Raw genomic sequence first — 2,920 nt, forward strand, 5'->3', positions numbered from 1 at the left:
GGCGCGCCAGAGCCAAGCGCGTTTGCGGTGCCCGGTCCCGCGGGGTACGTCGGCAACGCCGATGTGAACGCGGCCAGGAACATCGAACACGCGGCAGGGCATGCCGCCGCTGCGCGGGAAGGGCCACCGCTGGGCGGGCCGGAGCACCGCGAACCTCAACACGACCCCTCCTCCTGGTGACGTAGTCGCTGTTGAAATCCCCCTTCAGGCGGGTGGACGATGTCAATGGCTCGATCACCTTCGTGGCGACCGCTGGCGCTGTGGCGGTTCAGACTCGAAGAGGAGATCTTCATCGTCACGTCGTCCAAGGTCGGGGGCGCTGTGGTGATCGTTGGAGGATAGGAGGCGGGTCTACAAGAGCGTGCATGCCGCCGACGCGTCGCGGGACGAGTACCGCGCGGCGTTCGGCACGCCCAGCACATCCCTGGCCTGCGATTCCATGTCCGCGGTGCGGGAGCACTCAGTGGCCGCGCCACAGCAGGACCGCACCGTCGCGCGCGGCCCGCTGATACGGCGGCAGCTCCTCGCCGCTCCAGTGGACCTCGACCTGCGGATCTACCTCACCCATCTGCGCTAGCTCCGACTGGGCCTCCAGCGCAAGCTCCCAGGCCAGCACGCCCGGACCCACCCCTCGGCGAGGTAGATCCCCCACCGGCCCCGACCGCCAGGCACGCCGGACCGCCACGACGCCCGAGTGCACACTGAGCGCGTCGGTTACGAGATGGTCAGTGAGGTCAAACTACTCGTCCTCCAGGTCGCCGAACTCGGCGGGAGCGTCGCCGCTCAGGTCGAGGCCGGCGGCCACGCGTACGGAATCGGCCGCGTTGGGGGAAAGCGTGCACGAGCACGGAGGCTGTGTCCGCGATCACCACCTGGCCCACGGCGGCGGGCTCGTCATCGATGCCGAGCGCGGCGAGCAGGTCGCGCAGGATCTCGATTTCCTGCTCGGTCAGCGGAACCCGGTGCTCCACCTCGGCCATCGTCAGGGTGTCCGGCAGGTACGACAGATCGCCCTGTGCCACTCGCGTGGGCAGGATCGCCGGGTAGGCCCTGGTGGTGGTTGAGCAGTCTTTCGACTCTGCCCGGGGATCAGGGCTGAAGCGTTCTCACGTCGTGAGACCGAGTAGTTGAAAACCGTCGGCTGGGTGGCTGCGGTAGTGGTCGGTGGCAGCGGCGATGTTGGTCCAGCCGAGCAGGCGTGCCAGGCCGATGGCCAGGTTGCGGAGGCTGGCCAGGACGCGGGGAGCTGCTCCGGTCCGGGCCCGGCAGGCGTCTTCGCGGTAGGTGACGTCGCGGATGTGGTGCAGGGCCTCGATGCTCCAGTGGCCGCGGATCAGCGCGGCGAGCTGGGCGTGCGTGATGCGGCCCGGTGGCAGGCTGGTGATCGCGTAGATCGTGACGATGGTGGTCTTGCCGGTTCTGCGGTCGGTACGGCGGCGCTTGATCTGGATGGCCTGGACTGCGTGGGGAAAGGGCAGGCCGGGCCGAGCAGTGCAGATCTTCATGCGCCGGATCTCGCGGCGGCCGTGGCCTTGCTCGTCGGTGCGGTCGTTGAGGATGGCCTCGCGCCAGGGCAAGGCCTTGAGCCGGCGCAGGAGCGTGGGCTGGTTGCCTTTGACGATGAACAGGTAGTGGCCGCCGACGGCGGCGATGTGCCGGGCGTGGTCGTGCTGAGTGTGCAGGGCGTCGGCGGTGATGACCATGCCGGTCAGGTCCAGGTCGCGCAGCAGGGGTGTGAAGGCGGGGATCTCGTTGCTCTTGGCCTCGACCTGGCGTTGGGCCAGGACGGTCTGGGTGTCGTGGCGGATGGCGGCCAGCAGGTGGACCGCGCCGCTCGAGGTACGGCTGCCGCGCAGGGTCTTGCCGTCCACGGCCAGGCCGAGCAGGGGTGTTCGGGTGTTTGTCGTCGTCTCGGGCGGTTGGCAGGCAGTCAGCGCGGCAACGTAGCCGCAGGTCGCGGCGTCGAAAGCGTCGCCGTCCAGACGGGCCAGCAGCCGTCCCAGGGTCGAGGCGGCCAGTCGCATGGAGGGCGGAAGGCCGAGCCGGGTGCGCGTGTCAGGGTCGTATCCGGCGATGAATCGGGTGATCTGCACCAGTGATGTTGCTCCGCTGAGGACGGCGAGCAGGGCTAAGGCGAGCAGCGGCCCGAGTCGATAGCGGCGCCCGCGGCGGCAACGGGGGTCGGGGACGGCGTCGAGTACCTCGGTCAGGGTGGGCAGGTCGACGGTGGCGTCGGTGAGGGTGACGTGCTCCAGGTGGCGGGAGAGCACGTCGATCGGGGATGATGGCACGCGAACGCGGCCCCTGTTCTTGATCGACTGGCTAGACACCGACGATCATCAGGGGTCGCGTTTGTCATCTCCGCACCGGGGCGCTCCTACTCGGCCACTCGACCCAGGGGTGCAGCAGTCTCATCAGCCGAGAACGCAACGGCCTTGGCCCGGGGATGCTTGCGGATCCGCCTGAGGCACTGCCCTGGCCCCTTGATGCATGAGGGGTGTCAGGAGGTGCTTGCTCTGCTCGGTGACCGCCGCAGTCGCCTGTTCGATCTGCCGCATTATCGCCTCGGTCAACTGCGAGGGGGGACAGGCTGCGATACACCTGCGGCTTGAGGTGGATGCCCCGAACCCGGCCGTGCAGGCCGACGGTCACGCTCACCATTCCGTCCTTGGAATGTGCTGTGTACTCCATAGCGGAGAGTTCCCCGTATGTCTCGCGGATGCGGGCGATCTGCTGGTTGATCTCCCCCCGCCAACTCCTCGATCGCCACCTCGAACGCGTTGGCCACACAACTACAGAGGTTGAAAGTTCGGGGTTTCATGTCGATCTCGGGTTCGTGATCAGGCCGGTGTGTGTCAGGAAGGCGTCCAGGAGGTCGGGGCGGTACTGCAGTTGCTTGAGTCGGCTGCGAATGACCATG

The 2,920-nt window shown here is 68.0% G+C and carries 4 protein-coding genes; 1 reads left to right on the forward strand and 3 read right to left on the reverse strand.

The annotated features are described in order from the left end of the window. Nucleotides 1-331 precede the first annotated feature (331 nt). The gene (locus ACTWPW_RS63645) at nucleotides 332-577 is read left to right on the forward strand and encodes a hypothetical protein (RefSeq protein WP_443174951.1); all 246 of its coding nucleotides are present in this window, start codon (nucleotides 332-334) and stop codon (nucleotides 575-577) included. A 157-nt stretch (nucleotides 578-734) separates the two neighbouring features. Here the strand turns inward: ACTWPW_RS63645 and ACTWPW_RS63650 are convergent, their stop codons facing one another. From ACTWPW_RS63650 to ACTWPW_RS63660, 3 genes are all read right to left on the reverse strand, one after another. Continuing rightward, nucleotides 735-1,022, reverse strand: a complete 288-nt coding sequence (locus tag ACTWPW_RS63650) for a hypothetical protein (RefSeq protein WP_443174952.1) — start codon at nucleotides 1,020-1,022, stop codon at nucleotides 735-737. An 84-nt stretch (nucleotides 1,023-1,106) separates the two neighbouring features. Next, on the reverse strand, nucleotides 1,107-2,291 hold the full coding sequence (locus ACTWPW_RS63655; RefSeq protein ID WP_443174953.1) for an ISAs1 family transposase: 1,185 nt from the start codon (nucleotides 2,289-2,291) through the stop codon (nucleotides 1,107-1,109). A gap of 64 nt (nucleotides 2,292-2,355) precedes the next feature. Next, nucleotides 2,356-2,790 (reverse strand): YbaB/EbfC family nucleoid-associated protein, encoded by a 435-nt coding sequence (locus tag ACTWPW_RS63660; protein ID WP_443174954.1) that lies wholly within the window; start codon nucleotides 2,788-2,790, stop codon nucleotides 2,356-2,358. Between the last annotated feature and the right edge of the window lie 130 nt (nucleotides 2,791-2,920).

It is taken from the genome of Nonomuraea sp. KM90 (genome assembly GCF_052246675.1).
Lineage (GTDB): Bacteria > Actinomycetota > Actinomycetes > Streptosporangiales > Streptosporangiaceae > Nonomuraea.